14 protein-coding genes are annotated in these 18,204 nt (G+C 67.6%); 13 read left to right on the top strand and 1 reads right to left on the bottom strand.

Annotated features, from left to right (window positions below; translation table 11 throughout):
• Nucleotides 1–252: 252 nt before the first annotated feature.
• The 10 genes from OCQ_RS09110 to OCQ_RS09070 all read left to right on the top strand — a co-directional run bounded on the left by OCQ_RS09110 (nucleotide 253) and on the right by OCQ_RS09070 (nucleotide 12,971).
• Nucleotides 253–1,644: a condensation domain-containing protein gene (locus OCQ_RS09110; protein WP_014384372.1), complete on the top strand. Its 1,392-nt coding sequence runs from the start codon at nucleotides 253–255 to the stop codon at nucleotides 1,642–1,644.
• Nucleotides 1,645–1,677: 33 nt separating this feature from the next.
• Nucleotides 1,678–3,324: an ABC transporter permease gene (locus OCQ_RS09105; protein WP_014384371.1), complete on the top strand. Its 1,647-nt coding sequence runs from the start codon at nucleotides 1,678–1,680 to the stop codon at nucleotides 3,322–3,324.
• Nucleotides 3,324–4,670, top strand: coding sequence for a condensation domain-containing protein (locus OCQ_RS09100; protein WP_014384370.1), 1,347 nt, complete (start codon nucleotides 3,324–3,326; stop codon nucleotides 4,668–4,670). The genes OCQ_RS09105 and OCQ_RS09100 overlap by 1 nt, the downstream gene beginning before the upstream one ends.
• Nucleotides 4,667–5,920, top strand: coding sequence for a hypothetical protein (locus OCQ_RS09095; protein ID WP_014384369.1), 1,254 nt, complete (start codon nucleotides 4,667–4,669; stop codon nucleotides 5,918–5,920). The genes OCQ_RS09100 and OCQ_RS09095 overlap by 4 nt, the downstream gene beginning before the upstream one ends.
• A gap of 195 nt (nucleotides 5,921–6,115) precedes the next feature.
• Nucleotides 6,116–6,445, top strand: a complete 330-nt coding sequence (locus tag OCQ_RS25940) for a hypothetical protein (RefSeq protein ID WP_014384368.1) — start codon at nucleotides 6,116–6,118, stop codon at nucleotides 6,443–6,445.
• A 354-nt stretch (nucleotides 6,446–6,799) separates the two neighbouring features.
• Nucleotides 6,800–8,191, top strand: coding sequence for a PPE family protein (locus OCQ_RS09090; protein WP_014384367.1), 1,392 nt, complete (start codon nucleotides 6,800–6,802; stop codon nucleotides 8,189–8,191).
• Nucleotides 8,192–8,634: 443 nt separating this feature from the next.
• Nucleotides 8,635–9,120: a hemerythrin domain-containing protein gene (locus tag OCQ_RS09085; protein WP_029248447.1), complete on the top strand. Its 486-nt coding sequence runs from the start codon at nucleotides 8,635–8,637 to the stop codon at nucleotides 9,118–9,120.
• A 130-nt stretch (nucleotides 9,121–9,250) separates the two neighbouring features.
• A complete protein-coding gene (locus OCQ_RS09080; RefSeq protein WP_014384363.1) occupies nucleotides 9,251–11,575 on the top strand; it encodes a nitric-oxide reductase large subunit in 2,325 nt (774 codons plus the stop codon).
• A gap of 2 nt (nucleotides 11,576–11,577) precedes the next feature.
• Nucleotides 11,578–12,204, top strand: a complete 627-nt coding sequence (locus tag OCQ_RS09075) for a hypothetical protein (RefSeq protein WP_014384362.1) — start codon at nucleotides 11,578–11,580, stop codon at nucleotides 12,202–12,204.
• On the top strand, nucleotides 12,201–12,971 hold the full coding sequence (locus OCQ_RS09070) for a slipin family protein (RefSeq protein ID WP_009976204.1): 771 nt from the start codon (nucleotides 12,201–12,203) through the stop codon (nucleotides 12,969–12,971). The genes OCQ_RS09075 and OCQ_RS09070 overlap by 4 nt, the downstream gene beginning before the upstream one ends.
• 34 nt (nucleotides 12,972–13,005) lie before the next feature.
• Here the strand turns inward: OCQ_RS09070 and OCQ_RS09065 are convergent, their stop codons facing one another.
• Nucleotides 13,006–14,103, bottom strand: coding sequence for a 3-keto-5-aminohexanoate cleavage protein (locus OCQ_RS09065; protein ID WP_041320890.1), 1,098 nt, complete (start codon nucleotides 14,101–14,103; stop codon nucleotides 13,006–13,008).
• Between the two features lie 330 nt (nucleotides 14,104–14,433).
• On the opposite strand from OCQ_RS09065, the gene OCQ_RS09060 reads away from it, so the two are divergent.
• The 3 genes from OCQ_RS09060 (at nucleotide 14,434) to OCQ_RS09050 (ending at nucleotide 18,171) form a co-directional block, all read left to right on the top strand.
• Entirely contained in the window at nucleotides 14,434–15,957 is a 1,524-nt protein-coding gene (locus OCQ_RS09060; protein ID WP_014384360.1) for a PucR family transcriptional regulator, read from the top strand.
• A gap of 180 nt (nucleotides 15,958–16,137) precedes the next feature.
• Nucleotides 16,138–16,758: an Rv1733c family protein gene (locus OCQ_RS09055; protein WP_051019731.1), complete on the top strand. Its 621-nt coding sequence runs from the start codon at nucleotides 16,138–16,140 to the stop codon at nucleotides 16,756–16,758.
• Nucleotides 16,759–16,893: 135 nt separating this feature from the next.
• Complete coding sequence (locus tag OCQ_RS09050; protein ID WP_041784904.1) at nucleotides 16,894–18,171, top strand: NAD(P)/FAD-dependent oxidoreductase; 1,278 nt, start codon at nucleotides 16,894–16,896, stop codon at nucleotides 18,169–18,171.
• The last annotated feature ends 33 nt before the right edge of the window (nucleotides 18,172–18,204 follow it).

Raw genomic sequence — 18,204 nt, 5'->3', positions numbered from 1 at the left:
GGAATTCTATGATTGCGCCGCGGGTGCGCCGGCGGGTCATGACTTTGCGCCGCTTGACAACATGCGGGTCGCCAACTCACATCACGGTGAACGTATTCCCTCGCGCGCATTGGTCGACGCATCCGGCGGTGCGGCGATCGGGAGGCCCGCGTAACGGGGCTCCTCGGGTCCTCAACTTGTTCAGCAACTCATGCGCTGTGCCATTAAGGTCATCCGAACTGGCGTCACCGGCTGACGGACGAAAGGTAGCGCATGTTCTTGGGAACGGTTGAGGACTGGACGGCCGAGGGCACCGTCGTATCCTGGTACCCCACCGCGACCACCTACCGGCGTGTTGCCGAAGCGCAATACCATCCGGCGCCGGTGAGTTATCAGCAGTCGCAGCATCTTCGATACTACCGACGCCAGGTCAGCCGGGGTCGTGATATCCCACGGTTGTGCATTGGGGCCTGGGAAATCAGCGGTGTCTGTGATATCGATGCGATGACCTACGCGGTGAATGCGCACCTGCGGCGGCACGACACCTACCACGACCGGTTCGCCTTCGGTGACGACGACGAGGTCCTTCGCTACGTCATTGCCGAGCCGGAGGTCATCACTTTGGCGCCAACGGATCTCGGAAAGATGGGACCGCCGCAGATCCGCAAACTCCTGCTCGACACGCCCGATCCCCTGCAATGGGACTGCTTCACCTTCGGCGTCATCCAGGGTGATGACCGGTTCACGGTCCTGATCGCCGTCGACCACCTGCGCGCCGACGGTATGTCGGCCGGGGTGATCTTCCTCGACATCCAGACGATGTACTTCAGCGCGTTGCAGCAGGCACAGTGTCCGCTGGCACCCGCCGCCAGCCATCGCGAATACAGCGCGAATCAGCATGCGTACACCAGGGGCCTGACCGAAGAGTCACCCGAGATCCATTCGTGGCGAGCCTTTCTCGCGGCGAACAACGGGGCGCTGCCGAAATTTCCGCTGGAACTTGGCGAGGCGGCCGCCGATACCCCGGGGGCCATCGACGTGTTCGACCTGATCGATGACGACCAGGGACGGCGGTTCGAAGCGGCGTGCCGCGCCGCGGGCGCGCGTTTCAGCGGTGGCGTGTTCGCCTGCGCCGCCCTGACCGAGCACCGGTTGACGGGCGCCGCAACGTATTTCGGCCTCACCCCATTCGACAACCGGCGGGATCCCGCCCACGCCACCGCGGTCGGATGGTTGGCCAGTTTTGTCCCGTTGGCAATTCCGACCGCCGGCGCTTCGTTCGACGAGGTCGTCAGCGCCGCCCAGGCATCGTTCGATGCAAACACGGCTTTAGGTGCCGTGCCGTACTACCACTTGCTCGAGTCGCCTGACGGATCGTCAGGCCCCATCGAGGTTCCGGACCGTCCGGTCCCGATGCTGTCGTACATCGATATTCGCAAGTTGCCGTTCGGCGACTACTTCGACGGTCTGCGTGCCGGGGTGTGGGGCGATAACAGGCTGTCGGAGACGGTGTGCATGTGGGTCAATCGCATGCACGACAAAACGCAGCTGGTGGTCGCCTACCCCGGCACCGACGTCGCGCGTAGGTCGGTCTCCCGCTACGTCGAGACGATGCGCGCCGAGTTCACCCGGGTGGCCGACGCCGGGCTGAACACCGATGCGTGACGCGGAATTGTCTCCGCCGACCGAGGTCTCGGCATGAGTGCCTTGGCGGCACTCACCTTGCGCACACTATCCGGCTCCCGGCGCGATGCCGACCTGCTGTTCGCGGCGCTGGCGCCCGTGGGCTGCTTCCTGGGATTCACCTTGGTGTTGGGCAGCCTGATCCATCCCGGCTCGATGACCTATCCGCAATATGTCCTCCCGGTGGTCATCGTGCAGGCGATGCTGTTCGGGGCGATGACGACCGCGGACCGTGCCGCACGAGACCGGCTCTCCGGCTTCGGGTCTCGTCTCAAGACTTTGCCGGTTCCCGCGGCGGTGCCGCTGGCCGCGCGGATGCTCTATTGCTTGATACGCTCGGTCGTCGCGCTCGTCGCCGCTGTCGCCGTCGGGTGGTCGTTCGGCTTCCGGATGGCCGGCGGTCCGGGCGACACGGGCCTGTTCGTGATCATCGTCGTGGCGTTCGCGATGGCGGTGTGCCTCGGCGCCGACGCCCTCGGCTCGCGGGTCGGCTCCGTCGAATCGTCGAGCCAATTGCTGCTGCTGCCCCAGCTGGTGCTGGTCCTGTTGTCCACGGGTATCGCTCCCGCGGAGTCGTTTCCAGCCTGGCTGGGCCCGTTCGTCCGTCATCAGCCGGTCTCCCGGGTCACCGACACGTTGCGCGGACTCGCCGCCGGTCACGCAACGGGTAGGGATCTGGCGGCGGCATCGGCGTGGTGCCTGGGGCTGCTGCCGTTGTTCGGCGTTTTGGCGGTGCGGATGCAGCGACGCGTCGGCGGCGGACGCCCCCGCGCGCCCCGCACGGTCCGGATCCCGTCTCAGGGCGCTCGACAGGCGCGGGATGCGTCCGCGCGGCCGTCGCGGGGCGCAGTGGCTAGTTGTGCGACGCAACGGGTTTCGTATGCACCGTCACTGACGGCCTTCGTCAGCCACAGCGCGTCGGAGGCCGGCCGGCTCCTGCGCCGCTGGCGGCGCGACCCGATCGTCGCGGTGCAGGCCCTGCTGTTCCCGGCCTTCCTCCTCATCGTCTACAAATTGCTGATCGGCAAAGCCGTTCTGGCCGTCACCGGACACGACAGCCTGTACGGGCTGGTTCCCATGTGTGCGGTGGTGGGCGCCGTGTTCGGAACCCTGGGTGCCGGTTTGGCTTTGCCGGCGGAACGAGAGTCGGGCGTACTGACGAGGTTGTGGGTGCAGCCGGTGCATCGGGCCAGCACGGTGGCGGGTCGGCTGGTCGCCGAGGCCGCCCGCACCACCGCGTCCGCCGTTGTGCTCACCATCTTCGGTGTCGCCCTGGGGCTGCGATTCAGCTACGGCTGGATCGCGGCGCTGGCCTTTGTGCTGGTGCCCGTGGCGATTTCGGCCGGGATGGCGACGTTGGTGATCGCGATCGCCGCCCGCGCGGACGGCAAAGCCATGGTGACCTGGCTGGGTGCGGGATGCGTGCTGCTGCTGTTCCTCAACACCGGTGTCGCGCCCGCCGGGGTCTTTCCGGGCTGGCTGCAACCGGTGGTCCGTTTTTCGCCCATATCGCCGACGATCGAGGCGATGCGCGCGCTCGCAGAGGGCGGGCCGGTGCTCTCGCCGCTGTGGCAGGCCGCCCTGTGGGCCGGCGTCCTGGTCGCGGTGTTCGCGCCGGTGGCGGTGCGCGGATATCGCGCCGCGGCCGAGGCGGGGTGCTAGTGACGAGGCTGGCACTGTTGGACCAGGCCGCGTTTCTGCGGCTGCGCGCCACCGGTCAAGGGAGCACGGTGCAATGCACATGGGTCTATGACCGCGCCGTCGATATCGACGAATTGCGGTCCTTCAGAGACAATCTCGGTGCCGGTCTGCTCGGGCGCCGGATCGAGCGTTCGCCGCTGCCGTTCGGGCGCCATCGCTGGGTGGCCGACAGCCGCTCACCGGACATCGCGTGCGAACCGCCGCGCCCACGGAGCGAGATCGGCGCGTGGATCGAAAGGCGCGCGCGGGTGCGCGTCGACCCCGAGCACGGGCCGACATTTCACCTCGGCGTGCTGCCGTTGGACGACGGTGGGGCGGCGGTCACCCTGGTGGCGTCACACTGCGTTGTCGACGGCCTCGCGATGGCAGCGGCCGTCACCGAAGCGGTCAAGGGAGAACCGCTCAATCGCGGCTACCCACAGCCGAATTCGCGTGGCCGGTGGCGCGCGATTCGTGAGGACCTGTCCCACGCCGTTCTCAGCCTGCCGGCGGCCGTCCGGGCGCTGATCGCGACGCTGGCGATACTGGCCAAGGCTTCGGCGGATCGACAGGCTCAGCCGCAAACGCGCGCACCTCGGGCGTCCGGCCCAATGGGACAGCGCCAGAACGGATTCGGGTCGGTGACGATTCAAACCGATGCCGCGGCATGGGAGGCACGTGCACGCAGCCTCGGCGGGAGCAGCAACACGCTGTGCGTCGCGTTCGCCGCTCGCCTGGCGCACCGGATGGGCAGGGTGCTCCCCGGCGAAAACTCCGTGACGGTGGTGCTTCCGGTCAGCGATCGCACCGCCGATGACGACCGCGCCAACGCGCTGACCTCGATCACGCTCACCGTCGACGCCCACACCGTGGCTGGCGACTTGAGCGGCGTGCGTGCGGATGTCAAAGAGCTGTTGGCGTCTTTGGCTCGCCAACCCAACGAGATGCTCGCCGGATTGCCACTCATTCCGTTCACGCCACGATGGCTGGTCCGTCGCGCCGAAGGCATCGCCATGTCGGCCGGCCAGCTGCCGGTGGGCTGCTCAAACCTCGGCAGCCTCGATGCCGCCGTCGGCCGCATCGACGGTGCGGACGCCACCGAGTTCTCGATGCGGCTGGCCGAGCAGGGCATCACCCGGTCGCGCATCGAGCAAACACACGGCCAATTGTTCTGCGGCACAGGAACGGTCAACGGCAGCCGGTTTCTCACCATCGTCGGCTACCACAGCGCCGCCCACCCCATCACCGCGGCCACGAGCGAGCTCGCATGCGACGCGCTGGCCGACCTGCGTTTGTCCGCCACCACGGTCTATGGGGACGGGTCGTGACGGTGGAGGACCTCGCCCTCGAGGCCGATCAACGCGCGCGTCGCATTCACGTGGGTGTCGCCGTCGCGATCGCGGCGTGGGCGGCGGCCGTGTTGTGGTTCGCGATCAAGGTCGTTCCCCTCGACGTGTACTGGATGTCGTATTACACGGCCGACTACACGCATGGCTTCGTCCGCCGCGGGCTCGCCGGTGAACTGGTCCGGCTGGCCCCGAACCACTACTTCGCGGCCACGCTCGGTCTGCGCTGGCTGTCCACGCTGGTCTATTTGGGCGGGCTGGCAACGGTTGCCGGTGCGGTGGTCTCGGGTCGCCATCGGTCTGAACGCAGACTGATGCTCGCGGCGGTATTGCCGCTGTTGCCATTCGGTGTCCCGTTCGCGGCGTTCTCGGCTCGGCCGGACCTGTTCGGTGGGGCGGCCCTCGCGGCGTTCAGCTCGGCGTTGGCGCTCACACGATCCCGGCCCGTCGCGACTGTATGGTGCGCCGCCTACGGCGCCGTCATCGCCGCCTTGACGCTGGTGCACGAGGCGGTAGGGCTGCAGTTCGCATTGGGGGCATTCCTGGCAATCATCGTCCTCGGCGGGGCCCTGGAAACCACCTGGCGCCGTGGCATGCTCCTGGCCGTGCTGCCGGGAGTCCTCACCACGGCTGCCGTGGCGGCGTTCGGTCGCCACGACATCGCCCCTCAACTGTGCGCGGCGGTGCCACACCACCCGGTGCCCAACCCCTTTGCCACGGTCACATCGCCCGCGACGCTGATGCACTACGTGCTTGCGGGACAACCGAGCCAAACCGATTATCACGACTGGGTGTGCCGCAATGTGATGCCCAACTACGCCAACGGAATCGCGGACGCAATCCGAACCGTCGGCCACATCGGCGCACTCGGCCTCACCGTCTCACTGCTCTTCGGCGCCGGTGCCGCCGCGGTGACGGTGTGGGGTCTCAGCGCCCTTTCGGGCGTCCCGCTGCGCGCGTTCGTCGACGCCTTGCGCGGGCGAACTGCCTGGGTAATCGCCGGCCTGCTGCTGGTCATTCCGGTCTTTCTGACCGGGTTCGACTGGACCCGTTGGCTGACGATCGTAGCGTTCGACTTCGCGATCGTCTTCCTCCTTTTCGCGGCGCGCAGGCCCGAGATCGATCGGCGACCTACACCAAAGACGGTGCGGCTGTTCATCCTTCTCGTCATCGCGCTGGCACTGATCCCGGTGGGCGCGGTTCCGGGTTTCGGCGGACCACGGATGGTCTGACGAGGGCGCCCGATCGGGTTTTGCTGGACGTGACGCGTTGCCTGTCGATGTATCGCGGCTGGTAGAGTGCATGGCACTGTGAATTTCGGAGTTGGACTGCTTTCACGGTGGCCGCGACGGCAACCCGCGTTGGCCATCGTTGCTGCGCTGGCGCTCGTTGCAGCTGTACTCGGTTGCGGGGCTTTGCGAGCCGAAATGGCCGCCAACGCCTCGCCGCCCGAGGCGGCCGCCTCGTCGGTCAGCCCGCTTTCCAACCCCGTGCACTCCGACCACGAGTCGGTTCCGGTACGTCGCCTCGGCGTCGGATCCACGGTGAACGACGACAAGGCGTTCAAGAGCGTCGCGTTAAAGCGTGATCGTGGAAGCACTTTCGCTCTTTCCACGCCTCGGCAATCCGGATCGTCCGCCCCACCCACCCTCGGCATAATTTGGTCCCAGCAGCGCGTCGATACGCCGGCACGCGCGCCGGCGTCCAGCCCCGCCGGGCACAATATTTTGATTCAGTTCTGCGTCGCCCGTTGCTGATCGGGCGCGTCACCTCGCCGGCGCGCAATACCCGCCCGCGGCGGATCAGACACTAGCCGCGATCAGCTCCGGTGCCCCCGGCATCTGCTGATCGGCGCGTCTGGGCCGTTCAGCAGATGCGTTGTGGCCATCACACACACCCCGGTGCTGCCGGGAAACGGGTGTGCCAAATTCGCGCAATGGCGAGGTCAATCCAACGAACCCGGGTAATGCGGGCTCACCAGGTCGCGTCGCGTGATGCGTTGGGCACTTGGGCTTTTCATCACCACATCGATTGCGTGACCGGATGTCGTGTGCGACCGCCGCGGCGTCAGGACGGTCCGCCCAGAGAACTGACAAGGGACAGAGACAGGCATGGATTTTGGCGCGTTACCACCGGAGATCAACTCTGGTCGGATGTATTTGGGGCCCGGTCCCGCAAGTTTGCTGGCCGCCGCGGCGGGATGGGAGACGCTGGCGGCCGAGCTGACTGATGCCGCCGGCAGCTACCAAGCCGTGATCGCCGTCCTCACCGACGAGTCCTGGTCGGGACCGGCGTCGATGTCGATGGTGGCCGCGGTCATGCCCTACATCGCGTGGATGACGGCGACCGCCGAGCAATGCCAGCAGGCCGCCGCCCAGGCCACGGCCGCCGCGGCGGCCTTCGAAACCGCGTACGCGATGACGGTCCCCCCTCCGCTGGTCGCGGCCAATCGCATTCGGCTGCTGGCGCTGATCCAAACGAACATCTTTGGACAGAACACGCCGGCGATCATGGCGACCGAAGCCGAGTACAGCGAAATGTGGGCGCAAGACGCGACCGCGATGTACGGCTACGCCGCCAGTTCGGCGTCGGCCTCGGCGCTTTCGCCCGTGGCGTCGCCGCCGCCCCAAACGGCGACTTCGACCGCCGTCGCCGGCCACATCGGCGCCGTCACCCACGCGGCGCTGCAATCCGGCAGCACCGCCCACGCGACGGCGACACAGTGGGCCTCCTCGGTGCCGCAAACCCTGCAAGGCCTTTCGACACCCGGCTCGTCCTCGAGCACGGGGCTGTCGCAGGCGGCGATGGGCACGGGCGCTTCGCTGGGATCGTCGGGGGCCACCGCCCCGCTCAGCGCGCTGTCGGGTCTGACCAACGCCTCCGGCAAGGGCGCGACGAAGAGCGCGAGCACGGGCGCGGGCGCCGCGACGGGACTGGCCTCCACACTCGCCGCCGCGCCGGCGCTCGACGGCGGTACGGGCGCGCTGGCGGGCGAGGCGGCGGGTTTCGGCGCCGACGGCGCAGGCCTGATCGCCGACACCGGAGGAATCGGCATAGACCTCTACGGGCTCGATTTGGATTACCAGGGGCTCGGTTTGGACTACCAGGGGTTGGCGCTGGACTACGCGGGCGCCGGTTCCATTTTGGGGGCCGAGGGCGCCGGCGGCGTGGAGGGCATCAGCGGTATGGGCGCCGCCGCGGGTCTGGGCAATCTCCCGCCGGTCGCGGGATTGGGTCACGGAGTTGCGGCGGGCGTGGGCCAAGCCAGCTCGCTGAGCACGTTGTCCGTGCCCCCGAGTTGGGCCGCCACCGTTTCGTCGGTCACGCCCCTGCAGGCCCTCCACTCCAGCGCCATGCCGGGCGGATGGGCCGCGGCGCCGGCCCCCGGCCCGACCGTGTCCAAGCTGCCCCTGGGCGGCATGGTCGGTCGCGAGTCCGAGGGTGCGGTTCAGCGCGTCGGTTTGCGTGTCTCGCTCATCCCGCATTCGCCGGTGGCCGGATGATGCAGGGCCCCCGTCCGCAGCCCGTCCCGGGAGGCGCAAGCTCGTCGAATCCGAAGGAAATCGCAATGGACACACCCACACCACACCGGTCTGCGCACCGGCCGCCGAACCGAAAACCTTTGGCGCTCCTGACAAACGCGGCGATGTGCGCCGCGGTCATCGTGGCGCTCGGGGCGTCGACGCCGATACACGCCGGCGCCGACCCGGATCCGGGTGACGACGGCCCCAATCCCTTTGGCGGCCTCAGCTGCAGCTGCGCACAGACCAGCCCTGCCGGCGCCCCCGCCCAGCGACAGCAGCTCATCGGGGGCTTACAGCAGGGACTCGCTGTCGGGCAACGGGAACCGAACCTTGCCTCGTCGCCGGCAACACCACCGGCTTGACCCGCCACCTTCTGCGAACTGGCCCGCCCCGATCTGCACATTGACGTAGAGGAGCACGTGATGCCCGACCGGGTGTTATCCGCCGAACTCATGCGGCAACACCGCGAAATAGGCGCTGCGATCGAATGTTTCGTCGGAAAGCTCGACGGCGGCGACCGGCAACCCGAGCTGCTGAGGGCGACGATGGACGCGCTGCGCCGGCACATCTACCTGGAGGAGACCTTCCTGTTCCCGCCGATCCGCAAGGCGGGGATCATGATGCCCGTCTTCGTGATGATGCGTGAACACGGCGAGCTATGGCGGACGATGGAAGCCCTGACACGACTGCTCGCCGACCGGACAGGCGGTCCACTGCTCGACGCCACCTGCAACCAGCTGCTGGACCAACTGCACGGGCACAACTTCAAAGAGGAGCCGGTGGTGTATCTGCACGCCGACTACGATTTGCCGGCGCCGACGAGCGCGCAGCTCACCCGGTTCGTCGTCACGGGCCGCATACCCGATGGATGGGTTTGCCAGCAGGCGGGCACGAAACGCGGTCGCTAGCCGGCTAACCGGGGTCATGCGCCCCCGCACTCGGGCGTGATGCAGCTCATAGTGAATTTCTACAATCGCCATTGTGTAATTACCCGGACACGTTTCCCTCCCTCACTCAGCCCGAGGAGCGCACCGGCACATGGCAATCCGATCAGCACCGTCACGACCTTCCACACCGGCACCCGCCGCGTCGTTGATCGGCAAGGGCTGGGCTCAGGGCGTGGCGCTGGTGATGATCTTCGGGTTCTTGGTGATGGGCATCTTGGTGTACCGGACCTACACCGCCTCAATGCCGTTGCCGGCCAACGTTGTTAGTGAGTCGGGCAAGGTGCTGTTCACCGACGCCCAGATCACCCGCGGCCAAGAGCTCTATCAGGCGCGCGGCCTGATGCAGTACGGGTCGGTGCTGGGGCATGGCGCTTACCTCGGTCCCGACTACACCGCGGAATATCTGCGCATGTCGACCAACGATGTGGCCGCGCAATGGCGGGCACAGGGGGCGGCTGACGCGAAGGAACGGGTGGTGGCCGAGTTTCGCACCAACCGCTACGACGCCGACACCAAGACGTTGGTGTTCACCGATAAGCAGGCGGCCGCCTTCGACCATCTCCAACAGCATTACGCGGATTACTTCGGCGAGAACTCCACCAAGTACGGGTTGCTGCCGCACATGATCACCAGCACGGCCGACATCCATGACCTCACCGCGTTTTTCGCGTGGACGGCGTGGGCGTCCGCGGCCGAGCGCCCGGGTCACAGTTACAGCTACACCAACAACTGGCCGGCCGAGCCGCGGGTCGACAATGGGCCCACCGCATCGATCGTGGTGTGGTCGGTGTTGTCGCTGGTCACGTTGCTGGGCGGGACCGGCATCATGTTCGCCGTGTACGGGCGGTGGAGCCAGAAGATCGGGTGGCACAGCGCGGAGGCATCCACGTTGTCGTTCCGCCAGCCCGGCGAGGTGGGACTGACCGCCTCGCAGCGCGCCGCGATCTGGATCTTCGCGATCGTCTCGGTGCTGTTCTTGGCGCAGACCCTGATGGGTGGCGCCGTCGAGCACTACCGCGCCGACCTGTCGGCGTTCTACGGGCTGGATCTGGCCAAGCTGTTACCCTTCAACCTCGCCCGCACCTGGCACGTGCAGTTGTCGCTGTTTTGGACGGCGGCCGCGTTTCTGGCGGGGGGAATCTTCCTGGTGCCCTTCATCAGCCGCCGGGAACCGCGACGGCAGAGTTGGCTGGTGTACGGGCTGCTGGGCGCGCTCGTCTTGGTGGTGGGCGGCTCATTGATCTGCGAGGCCCTCTCGATCTACGGGGTGATTCCCGCGGGTGGCTTGTTCTCCCAGCAGTGGGAATTCCTCGACCTGCCGCGGCTGTGGCAGATCCTGCTGACGGTCGGCCTGTTCCTGTGGATCGCGATCATCTGGCGCGGCATCCGCGGCAAGCTCAAGGGCGAGTCGAAGATGAACCTGCCGTGGATGTTCTTCTTCACCGGCCTGGCGATCCCGGCCTTCTACGCCGTGGGCCTGTTGGCGGGCCACGACACCCACTACTCGGTGGCCGACTTCTGGCGGTTCTGGGTGGTCCACCTGTGGGTGGAGGACTTCCTCGAGCTGTTCACCACCGTGATGGTGGCCTACATCTTCGTCCTGCTCGGGGTGGTGCGCGAGCGGATCGCGCTCGGAGTGATCTTCCTCGACATCATCCTGTACTCCGCCGGCGGTGTGATCGGGACGATGCACCACCTGTATTTCTCCGGCACGCCCGTGGAACACATGGCGCTGGGCGCGTTCTTCTCCGCCGCCGAAGTGATCCCGCTGACCTTCCTGACCGTCGAGGCCTGGGCGTTCCTGCAGCTGGGATCTCGCCAACAAAGCCACGAAACACCGTTCCCGCATCGCTGGGCGGTCATGTTCCTGGTGGCGGTTGGATTCTGGAACTTCTTGGGCGCGGGCATCTTCGGGTTCCTGATCAACCTGCCCATCGTGTCCTACTACCAGATCGGCACCGCCCTGACCGCCAACCACGCCCATGGAGCGATGATGGGTGTGTACGGCATGCTCGCCGTCGGGCTGGCCATGTTCGCCTTCCGTTACGCGATCCCGGCCGACAAGTGGCCGGAGAAGTGGGCGCGGCTGTCCTTCTGGTGCATGAACATCGGGCTGGCGTGGATGGTGTTCGCCACCTTGCTGCCGCTGGGGGTGTTGCAGCTGTACCACTCCGTGAGCACGGGGTATTTCGAGGCGCGGTCGCTGGGCTACCTCACCCGTCCCGGCAACTCGCTGATCGAATGGCTGCGGCTGCCCGGCGATTTCGTCTTCATCCTCGGCGGTGTCTTGCCGTTCGTCTGGATCGCGTGGACCGCGATACGCAACGTCCGACGCGCGCCGACCAGCGACGAGCTGCACGAACATCCGCTCTACACCGAACTCGACCCGACTCCGGCTGCATCGCAGAAGGGTTGACGATGACATCCCCCACCGCCGCGGCATGGCTGGTTGCCGGGTACGCACTGGCACTGGTGGCCACCGCCTGGGGTGTCGACGCGATGGCACGGCGCGTGTCGCAGCGCGCCGCGCAGTGGCGTAGCGGCCAATTCCGCTACCACGCCGACCATGACGCGTGGGTGTGCCCGGAGGACCAGTGGCTGTGGCCGAGTTCCTTCGATCCGAAGCACCGGGTGATGCGTTACCGGGCCAAGCCCAGCGTGTGCAACAGCTGCCCGGTCAAATCGACCTGTACGACTTCGGCGCACGGGCGCGAGATCAGCCGCGAGATCGACCCCTGGCCGCATTCCGAAGCCGGACGCTTTCACCGCGGCATCGCTTGCTGCGTAGCAGCTTTGGGGGTGGTGATGCCGCTGGTGATGCTTGCCAGGCTGCACTCCCCCGCCGACCTGCTGGTACTGATCGGCGTCATAGCCATCGCGCTGGCGGCGGGGACGCCGCTGGCGGGCCATTTGTGGCGTACCCCGTCCAACGCTCCCGGGCACGTGGCGCACCGCTCCGCGCTGGAAGACCAGGCGGCTCTCGCGGTCGACCGCTATTCGACCCGCTGGGGCGCGGGCCGACCGGAGAAGGACGCGGCGACGTGAGCGCGCTGCTGTGGGTGGCCGGGGTGACAATCGCGGTGCTGGTGGTCGTGCTGACATTTCTTTCGCTTGCGGTGGTGCGCGAGTACGAGCGTGGCGTGGTGTTCCGGATGGGCCATGCCCGCCCGTTGTACGGGCCGGGCCTGCGGTGGTTGATTCCGTTGGTGGACAAGATGATTCGGGTCGATCAGCGGGTGGTGACATTGACCATCCCGCCGCAGGAGGTGATCACCCGCGACAACGTGCCCGCCCGGGTCAATGCGGTGGTGATGTTTCAGGTGGTCGACCCGCTCAAAGCGATTCTCGCCGTGGAGAACTACGCGGTGGCCACCTCACAGATCGCGCAAACCACCCTGCGCTCGCTGCTGGGCCGCGCGGACCTCGACACCCTGCTGGCCCAACGCGAGGACCTCAACAACGATCTTCGGACCATCATCGAGGCGCAGACCCGGCCCTGGGGGATCGAGGTCCGGGTCGTGGAAATCAAGGACGTCGAGATCCCCGAATCCATGCAGCGGGCGATGGCCCGGGAGGCCGAAGCCGAGCGTGAACGCCGCGCCAAGGTCATCAACGCCCGCGGCGAACTACAGGCGTCCGACGAGCTGAGCCAGGCCGCCGAGACCCTGTCGAAGAATCCGGCCTCGCTTCAACTCCGGTACCTGCAAACACTTTTGGAGTTGGGCGCCGATCAGAATTCGACCGTGGTTTTCCCACTGCCCGTCGACATACTCACGCCTTTCCTGCAGCGCTCGGTGACACCCCCGCCGTGATCCTCGCTGGGCATCGTCCGGCCGCGAGGCGATGTCACACCTCGACGCGGATCGCCCGTTCCGGGCAGCTCCCCGCGCCCTCGAGGGCCTTCTCCAGCAGGCTGGGGTCGACGTGGGGCTTCACGACGACACAGTAGCCCTCGGCATCGGGTTGGTAGATCTCTGGCGCGTGCGAGTAGCAGACGCCCCATCCCATACACCGGTTCCGGTTGACGACGACCCTTACCAACTCGCTTTCATCCACCTCGGCCGCGGCGAAGCGGGCGCGTACGTCATCCTGCGTGGCGGGCGTGAGTTCCCGTTTGGTCACGAGGTTGACCGCGCGATCCACCAGCTGGGCGTTGGTGGTCGTCCGCGATATCGTCGGGCAATCCCCGATGCCCACCCGGATGCCGAGCCCGCGGTTGAGCGCATGTTCCCAAAGCTCTTGGCGCCGTTCGGCGGAGCTCATCGCATACGGAACGACAACGATCTCGTGGTCGATCCACTTCGGGATGCGCGAGACCAGGTAATCGAGGACATCGGGGTCGGGATCGTTATAGGAGACCCAGCGATCGGAAAAGAACAACTTGATGTTGAGCGGTTGCCGCAAGATCCCGATGCGGGCCGCCAGTATCACCCAGCGCAAGTCGACGTCGTTGAACACACCGATGCTGGGCACCAGGCCCAGCTTGGTGAACCGGTCGAGTTCGGGCGGGTAAGACGGCTGCGAACCGTTCGAATCGTCGAAACCGACCGTCTTGAACTGGTTTTCGTCCTCCTGCCACAGCACACGCTTGACGTGTTGGGCGGGGTCGAACGGCGCGAGCAGCAGTCCCGTACCGGCGGGTGGGTGCTCGGCCAGCGCCCAGATGTGGTCGAGGCTACCGGCGTAGCCCGGGTAGGCCAACGGGTCGACGTCGCGGGCCGCGGCAGCCAGGATGGTGCGGGAGAGCTCGTCGTTGGCCCACGCCTGCCGGCCGTCGTCGTAGCGGGCATGGAATTGGACGGCGGTGGCTCCGCGCTGCATGCACTCGACCACGTCGCGCGCCGTCTCTTCGGCGCCGTAGGGCACATTCGGGTTTTCATCCTTGCTGGCGTCTTCGTTGACCCCGACTTCGAGGTACACCTTGCCGTCGTCGCGAAAACTCATTGCGCCGCTGCCCTTTCTTCGCAGATGCCCATCGCCGGCCGGTGGCTGATCGCGGCCCGCGCGGCACATGCCCGCCCTATGTTTTTACAAATGAAATTGTGAAAAGTCTAGACGTCGTCGGGCGCGTTGACCAGAACGGACCGCATGGGACGGCTGGCGCGGCGTAATGGCTTGCCTCACTGCGGCTGACCGCGTAGGGCGGTCCGGCCGAAACCCGCGGTAGACCGCTGCGAATTCCGACTCCGCAGCCACAATCGGCTTACCGCTCGCGATCCGGGGCACAATACAAGGCACCTACCTCTCGTTTCTGCACACCGTTGGAGCCGGCGCATGATCACACTGGACCGCCTGGTGAACGTCCTGGGTGGGTATGGCGTCCGGTTGCGTTGGTCGTCGGTGCCCCGCTCGACCGAGCTGCGCAGCGTGGTCGTCCACGAGCCGCCCACCGAACGGCCGGTCGTCGGCGACGTTTTGCTGGCCATCGGCGCCGGCTCCCACGACGAGGCGGTGCGCTGGGCGGCGTCGGCCCGCGCGATCGTGGTGGTGCTGCGCGACCGTGACGCACCGGTGACCTTTGACAGTGACGCCGGTGTCGGCGCGGTGATGGTCATCGACGAGGCGGTGTCATGGAGCGCGGTCGCGGCGGTGGTCTACGGCCTGGTGCTGGAAGGTCGCGAGACGGAATCCGGCCGCGGCCCAACCGATCTGTTCGCGCTGGCCGATAGTTTGGCAGACGCGATCGGTAGCGCCGTCGTCATCCACGACCGTCTGTTGCGGGTGTTGGCGTACTCGAGGCTGCAGCAACATGCAGACCCGGCACGGGTCGAGACGATCCTTGGACGGCAGACGCCGGAACCACTACGCGCGCTGTTCGAGGCGCGTGGGGTGCTGGCTCACCTGGCGGTCTCCGACGAGCCGCTGTTTATCGCCGAGGCCCCTGACCAGGGCCTGACCGGACGCATGGTGGTCGCGGTGCGATCCGGCGCGGAACTGATCGGGTCGGTGTGGGTGGCATGCCCGGCGCCGCTGGACGACGCGGCGCGCGGGGCCCTGGCCGATGGCGCGCACACCGTGGCCCTGCACCTGCTGCGGTCGCGCGCGAGCGCCGACCTGGAGCGCCAGGTCGAGTCCGAACTGGTGATCCGGTTGCTGGAGGGCGCGGCCGACGCGTCCACGGTGGCGAGCAGGCTGGGCCTGGCGCACAACGGTTTGCGCGTGATCGCGGTGCAGGCGTTCGTCGGGGCCGACCGCGATGCGGCGTTGCTGTTGGCGTTCGAGCGCGCCACCACGGGGTTCGGCTGGTCACGGCCGGGGCGCAGCGCGTTGGCGGGCAATATCGTCTACACCGTGCTCCCCGGCGAGGACGCGGCGACGGCGCGGCGCTGGGTGACGACTTTGCACGCGGCCCTGCCCGAGCGGGTGACGGTGATCGCCGGGATCAGCGGGGTGGCCGAGCTGGCGGACCTCGCCGCCGCCCGCCAGGAGGCCGACGAATGCCTGGCATTGCACGAGATGTCGCCGAACGCCGCGCCGCCGGCCTACGACGAGTCGTGGGACGACATCCTGCTGCAGCGGCTGCGAGCCGCGGCACGCTCAGGGCGCGCCCCGACCCGCGGACCGGTGGCCGAACTGCGCCGCCACGACCAGGCCAACGGCACGGACTACGTGCTCACGCTGCGAGCGTGGCTACAGGCCCAGGGCGACCCGACCGAGGCCGGCGAACGCCTGGGAGTGCACGAGAACACCGTCCGTTACCGGCTGCGCAAAATGGCCGAGCTCACCAACCTGTCGTTGGACGACGCCAGAAAGCGGCTGGCGATGATGATCGAGCTCGCGGCAACCGACACCGACTGACCGACGGGGCTGTCGGGATCCGACAAAGCGCCGCGGCCCGGTTGTCTTGGCTCGGCAAACCCTGTGGCGATCATGCCCGCCATCATGAGGTTGTCACCCGTGGCCGGTTTCAGTGGCGGCGTGTTTCCGGCTGCCGTGTGCGATCAAAGCCCGCGCCGACCCGTCGATAGGAAACATCCGATGAGCACCCACCGTCCCGATCATCTTCGGCCCGCAGGCGACCCGGACGATGGCGCCGCCATGGAGAGCTTCACCGTGCCGTTGCCGCGGGGACTGTCCTCGCGGCTGTTCGGGCACAACCCGCTGATACGCGCCAGCGACCGGGTGGAGGCGCTGGTGTTGGTGTTGGCCGTCGCGATCTCGCTGCTGGGGGTTCCCATCGGGGCTGCCGTGGGCACCGCCGTCCACGAGTCCAGCAGCCGCGTTCACGCCGAGCAGGCTCGCCGGCAGGTGACCGCGACGTCCATCGGCGACAGCCACTCGCGCAGGGATCTCGAAAGCCCAACGGTGACGGTGCCTGCACGATGGTCGGTCGACGGGATCGAGCACACCGGTGACGTTTCCGCGCCGTTGAACGTGAAGTCCGGTGACGCGTTTGAGATTTGGGTCGATGGCAAGGGCGCCCCGGTGCGCCCAGCGGTGCGGACCGCTGTCGACGCGGGGGTGGCGTTCGCCGTGGCGACTTGGTCCACCGTGAGTTTGTTGGCGGCGGGCTTGTTCGGCGTCGTCCGTGTCGCCCTCGACCGGTCGCGCTACGCCCGATGGCAACGGGACTTCGACAGCCTGGTTGGGCATCGATGAGGTAACGGCAGCAACGGCGTTGTCGGTTCGGCACAACGGCCCAGTCCCGCATTGTCGGATTCCGGCAACCACCGCGGCACCCGTCCACACCACCATGGACTTCACCAGTCAGAAGATCAGTTGCGGAGGTGCGCGATGGGTGGCGTCGAATCTATTGACGGCGGGCCCAGATCCGTGATCGTCGTGGGCGCCGGCGTCGCCGGGTTGTCCACGGCGTGGTTCCTCCAGGAACGTGGTGTCGACGTCACGGTGGTCGACCGCGCGGGCGTTGCAGCGGGCGCGTCATGGGGCAATGCGGGATGGATCGCCCCGGCACTGACTTTTCCGCTCCAGCCCGCCGGCGTGCTGCGCGACGAATGGCAGGCCGTTCGCGAGCCGGCCATGCCGCCGCAGCTGCCGTCGACCCTCGGCGCGCACCTGGGGGCCATTTTCATGCAGCTGTCCGCGCCTCATCGGCGTGCGTCGTCGCAGCGGGCCCTGCGCGCCGGCGTGGCGCTCAACGAGGACTGCATCGAAGCCTTCGACGTGCTGATCGCCAACGGGGTCGACGCACCGGTCACCGACGCGCCGATCACCGCGCTGTTTCGCAGCACCAAAGAGGCGCAGCGCATGCTGGAATCGCTGCAGCAGCTCGAAAACGCGGGACAGCCAATGTATGTCACCGCGCTCTCCGGCGCGGCGCTGCGCGAGCAAGTGCCCCTGGCCTCCCCGGAAGTCACCGCGGGGCTGAACATCAATGGACAGCGGTTCGTCGACCCGCGACGGTTCGTCGAAGCCCTGGGCCGCTCGGTGCTGGCCCGCGGGGCGGCGATGCACAGGCTGGAAGTCGACGACGTCCACGGCTGGAATCACGGGGCCGTGGTGCACCCGCGCCGCGGCGACCCGCTGACCGCCGATGCCGCGGTCATCGCCACCGGTGATCGGTTGTCGCGGCTGGCCGGCCGCTGGCTGCGCGTCCCCGTCCAGGCCCAGAGCGGCTACTCGTTCACCGTGCCGGTGGACCGCCCGATACTGGCGCCGATCTACCTGCCCGACATTCGCGTCGCGTGCACGCCCTACAAAGGGGCGCTGCGTGTTTCAGGCGCGTTGGAACTCCGCCGACACCACCAGCCGCACCCACGCGAGCGGGTGGAGGCCATCGCCGACGACGCCAGTTCCCTACTCGACGGGGTGGATTGGGCCGCGCGCAGCAATGTCTGGGCCGGTGCTTGCGCGGTCCCCGCCGATGGCCGCCCGCTGATCGGTGAGCTGGTGCGTGGCGTGTATGTGGCCGGCGGGCACGGCATGTGGGGTTTGGCACACGGCCCGGTGACCGGGCGGCTGTTGGCCGAACAGATCACCACCGGCAAGCAGCCCCAGGCTCTCGCGGAGTTCGACCCGCGGAACAGAACCCTCCGCAACGCCACCCGATAACCCCCACGTCAAACCTTCGGCGAGGGCTCGCCC

The organism is Mycobacterium paraintracellulare (assembly GCF_000276825.1).
Lineage (GTDB): Bacteria > Actinomycetota > Actinomycetes > Mycobacteriales > Mycobacteriaceae > Mycobacterium > Mycobacterium intracellulare.
Note: the sequence above shows the minus strand (reverse complement) of the source record. Positions and strands in the feature narration are given on the sequence as shown.